Here is a 3,986-nt window from a genome sequence, read left to right as displayed (position 1 = left end):
CGCCGCGCAGGCCCACCGCGCCGAGGTGGCGCGCGCGATCCGGCAGGCGGGTGCCGGACACCTGGTGCTGCGCACCGACTCCGACTGGATCGCCGACACCGTCCGGTTCGCCGTGGCCCGCAAGCGCGGATGGTCGGGGGCGGCCTCATGAGCATCTCCGGCTTCACCTCGCCGTGGTGGTTCCTGCTGCTGATCCTGGTCGCCGCGGTCGCGGTCGGATACGTGCTGGCCGTGCGGGCGCGGCGCAGACACACCATGCGGTTCACCAACCTGGAACTGCTCGACCGGGTGGCCCCGCGGCGCCCCGGCCGGGTGCGGCACGTGCCCGCCGTGCTGCTGGTGGTGTCGCTGACGCTGCTCACCGTCGCCCTGGCCGGGCCGACGGCCGAACAACAGGTGCCCCGAAACCGCGCCACGGTGATGCTGGTGATGGACACCTCGCTGTCCATGGAGGCCACCGACGTCGAACCCACCCGGTTGCGCGCCGCACAGGACGCCGCGCAGTCGTTCGCCGACGGGCTCACCCCGGGGGTCAACCTCGGGCTGATCTCCTTCGCCGGCACCGCCACCGTGCTGGTGGCCCCGACCACCGAACGCGCCGGTGTCGTCGAGGCCATCGACAACCTCAAGCTCGCCCAGTCCACCGCGACCGGGGAGGGCATCTTCGCCGCGCTCCAGTCGATCGAGAGCTTCTCCGCCGTCGTCGGCGGGGCCGAGGGACCCCCACCCGCCCGGATCGTGCTGATGACCGACGGCAAGCAGACCGTCCCGCAGGACGAGTACGCACCCCGCGGCGCCTACACCGCCGCTGGCGCCGCCGAGCAGAAGGACATCCCGATCACGACGATCTCGTTCGGCACCTCCTACGGCACCGTGGAGATCGAGGGACAGCAGGTGCCCGTCGAGGTGGACGACTCGTCGATGCGGGAGATCGCCCGGCTGTCCGGCGGCGACTTCTACAAGGCGGCCACCGCCGAACAGCTCCGGCAGGTCTACGCCGACCTGGGCGAGCAGATCGGGTACGAGACCGAGGAGGTCGAGGCCTCCCGTCCGTGGGTGGTGCTGGGCACGCTCACGCTCCTCGCGGCCGCGGGCAGTTCCCTGCTGATCGGGCAGCGGCTGCCGTGACCGGTCCCGGCGCGGCGGGGCGGTGGTTCACCCGGCCGCGCCGGGGAACCCGTGCTGGCGCCACGCCTCGTAGACCGCGATCGAGGCGGTGTTGGTGATGTTCAGCGACCGCGACGACGCCAGCATGGGCAGCCGCAGCCGGTCGGTGATCCGCGGGTCGTCGAGCACCTCGTGGGGCAGCCCGACCGACTCGGGCCCGAACAGCAGCACGTCCCCGGCCGTGTAGGCGACGTCGGTGTAGCGCCGGTGCGCCTGCGTGGTGAAGGCGAACACCCGCGCCGGGTCCAGCGCCCGCCAGGTGCTGTCCAGGTCCGGGTGCACCCGGACGTGGGCCAGGTCGTGGTAGTCCAGCCCGGCCCGGCGCAGGTACTTGTCCGCCATGGAGAAGCCCAGCGGTTCGACGAGGTGCAGTTCGCTGCCGGTGTTGGCGGCGAGCCGGATCGCGTTGCCGGTGTTCGGCGGGATCTCGGGCTGGTAGAACACGATCCGGAACACGACCTCCGCCGTCCCTCCGTGGTGTGGGTGCGTCCTGGCGGGTTCCGATCCTGCCGGGTGCCGCCGCGGCCGGTGGAGGTGGCCCCCGGTGGGCGCGGCGGACGGATCCCGGACGTGCGCGCCGGGGGCGAACGGATAACCTCGGCGCGGACAGACATCGCATCACCGGCGCGAGGAGAGGCACGTGGGACGGTCCGTACTGGTCACAGGAGGCAACCGCGGTATCGGTCTGGCGATCGCGCGGAACCTCGCCGACGCCGGGCACAGCGTCGCGGTGACCCACCGGGGCTCCGGCGCGCCCGAGGGGCTGTTCGGTGTCGAGGCCGACGTCACCGACGCCGAACAGGTCGACACCGCCTTCAAGCAGGTCGAACAGCACCAGGGGCCGGTCGAGGTGCTGGTGTCGAACGCGGGCATGAACGACGACACGCTGCTGATGCGGATGAGCGAGGACCAGTTCACCCGGGTGGTGGATGCCAACCTCAGCGGTGCCTACCGGGTGGCCAAACGCGCCTCCCGGGGGATGCTGCGGGCCCGGTGGGGGCGGTTCGTGTTCCTGTCCTCGGTGGTCGGTCTCGCCGGCGGTGCGGGCCAGGTGAACTACGCGGCCAGCAAGGCCGGCCTGGTCGGGCTCGCCCGCTCGCTGACGCGCGAGCTGGGCTCGCGGGGCATCACCGCCAACGTCGTCAGCCCCGGATTCGTCGTCACCGACATGACCGACGAGCTCTCCGACGAACAGCGGCAGGCCGCGCTGGACCGGATCCCCGCGGGCCGCTACGGCGAGGTCTCCGAGGTCGCGCACGCGGTGCGGTTCCTCGCCTCCGACGAGGCCGGCTACGTCAACGGCGCGGTGCTGCCCGTCGACGGCGGGCTCGGCATGGGGCACTGACCGGCCACCACCCACCGCTCCCGCGCGCGGTGCGGGGGCCGCGCCCCACTTTCCCGACTCTCACCGACTTGGAGGACTGGTGTCCGGACTGCTCGAAGGGAAGCGACTGCTGATCACCGGGGTGATCACCGACGCGTCGCTGGCGTTCCACGCGGCCAGGGCCGCCCAGGAACAGGGCGCCACGGTGGTGCTCACCGGATTCGGCCGGCTGTCGCTGGTCGAGCGGATCGCGAAGCGGCTGCCGGAACCGGCGCCGGTGCTCGAACTCGACGTGCAGAACCCCGAGCACCTGTCCACGCTGGCCGACCGGGTCGGGGCGCACGTCGACGGGCTCGACGGGGTGCTGCACTCGATCGCGTACGCGCCGCCGAGCTGCCTCGGCGCGCCCTTCCTGGACGCGCCCGCCGAGGACGTCTCCACGGCCGTGGAGATCTCGGCCCACTCGTACAAGTCGGTCGCCAAGGCGGTGCTGCCGCTGCTCACCCGCGGGTCGTCGGTGGTGGGGATGGACTTCGACGCCCGCGTGGCCTGGCCCGCCTACAACTGGATGGGCGTGGCGAAGGCGGCGCTGGAGTCGGTGAACCGCTACCTGGCCCGCGAGCTGGGCGAACACGGTGTACGGGTCAACCTCGTGTCGGCGGGTCCGATGAAGACGATGGCCGCCAAGTCGATCCCCGGCTTCACCGAGCTGGAGGACGGCTGGGGCGACCGCGCCCCGCTGGGCTGGGACACGACCGACCCCGAGCCGGTGGCGAAGAGCATCTGCGCGGTGCTGTCCGACTGGCTGCCCGCCACCACCGGCTCGATGATCATGGTGGACGGTGGGGTGCACGCCACCGGACAGTGAGCCGCACCCGCGTGTGATCCAAGATCCCCCGCGGGGGACCCGACTCTGCGGGTGCCCCGCGGCGGCGGGAGGATGAGCGGCGTGAACTACGACGCGTTGCTGTGGTTGTCCTTCGGAGGGCCCGAGGGCGAGGACGAGGTTCTGCCGTTCCTGGAGAACGTCACGCGGGGGCGGGGCGTGCCCCGGGAACGGCTGGAGGAGGTCGCCGAGCACTACCACCGGTTCGGGGGCGTGTCGCCGATCAACCGGTTGAACCGGGAGGCGATCGCGGCGGTGGAGCGGGAACTGGCCGAACAGGGCCTGTCCCTGCCGGTGTACTTCGGCAACCGCAACTGGCACCCGATGGTGGAGGACACCGTGGCGCGCATGGCCGACGACGGCGTGCGCAACGCCCTGGTGTTCGCCACCAGCGCCTACGGCGGCTACTCCGCGTGCCGGCAGTACGACGAGGACATCGCCCGTGCCCGTGCCGCCGTGGGGGAGCGGGCGCCGCACCTGCGCAAGCTACGGCACTTCTTCGACCACCCGCTGTTCGTCGGGGCGCTGGCCGACGGGGTGCGCGCCGCCTACGAGCGGCTCGGGGACCCGGGGGCCCGGCTGGTGTTCACCGCGCACTCGGTGCCCCTG

At 72.4% G+C, this 3,986-nt stretch carries 5 protein-coding genes and 1 pseudogene; 5 read left to right on the top strand and 1 reads right to left on the bottom strand.

Annotated elements, in window-relative coordinates; all coding sequences use genetic code 11:
• Positions 1 to 151: pseudogene (locus ACTIR_RS25655) on the top strand (DUF58 domain-containing protein); the annotation flags it as partial.
• Positions 148 to 1,128 carry a VWA domain-containing protein gene (locus tag ACTIR_RS0100545; protein WP_026452826.1) on the top strand — a complete coding sequence of 327 codons (981 nt, stop codon included), beginning with the start codon at positions 148 to 150 and terminating at the stop codon, positions 1,126 to 1,128. The pseudogene ACTIR_RS25655 and the gene ACTIR_RS0100545, both read left to right, overlap by 4 nt.
• Before the next feature lie 27 nt (positions 1,129 to 1,155).
• Here the strand turns inward: ACTIR_RS0100545 and ACTIR_RS0100540 are convergent, their stop codons facing one another.
• Positions 1,156 to 1,623, bottom strand: a complete 468-nt coding sequence (locus ACTIR_RS0100540; protein WP_007026701.1) for a tRNA (cytidine(34)-2'-O)-methyltransferase — start codon at positions 1,621 to 1,623, stop codon at positions 1,156 to 1,158.
• Between the two features lie 184 nt (positions 1,624 to 1,807).
• Here ACTIR_RS0100540 and fabG point away from each other — a divergent pair, with 184 nt between their 5' ends.
• From fabG to ACTIR_RS0100525, 3 genes are all read left to right on the top strand, one after another.
• A complete protein-coding gene (gene fabG / locus ACTIR_RS0100535; RefSeq protein WP_007026700.1) occupies positions 1,808 to 2,512 on the top strand; it encodes a 3-oxoacyl-ACP reductase FabG in 705 nt (234 codons plus the stop codon).
• A gap of 79 nt (positions 2,513 to 2,591) precedes the next feature.
• Positions 2,592 to 3,359, top strand: a complete 768-nt coding sequence (gene fabI, locus ACTIR_RS0100530; RefSeq protein ID WP_007026699.1) for an enoyl-ACP reductase FabI — start codon at positions 2,592 to 2,594, stop codon at positions 3,357 to 3,359.
• Between the two features lie 81 nt (positions 3,360 to 3,440).
• On the top strand, positions 3,441 to 3,986 hold a 546-nt coding region (locus tag ACTIR_RS0100525), incomplete at its 3' end, for a ferrochelatase (protein ID WP_026452825.1).

Origin of the sequence: Saccharomonospora iraqiensis subsp. iraqiensis, assembly GCF_000430445.1 — a bacterium.
Taxonomy (GTDB): domain Bacteria; phylum Actinomycetota; class Actinomycetes; order Mycobacteriales; family Pseudonocardiaceae; genus Saccharomonospora; species Saccharomonospora iraqiensis.
The sequence above is the reverse complement of the archived record's forward strand: the minus strand, read 5'-3'. Positions and strand labels throughout refer to the sequence as shown.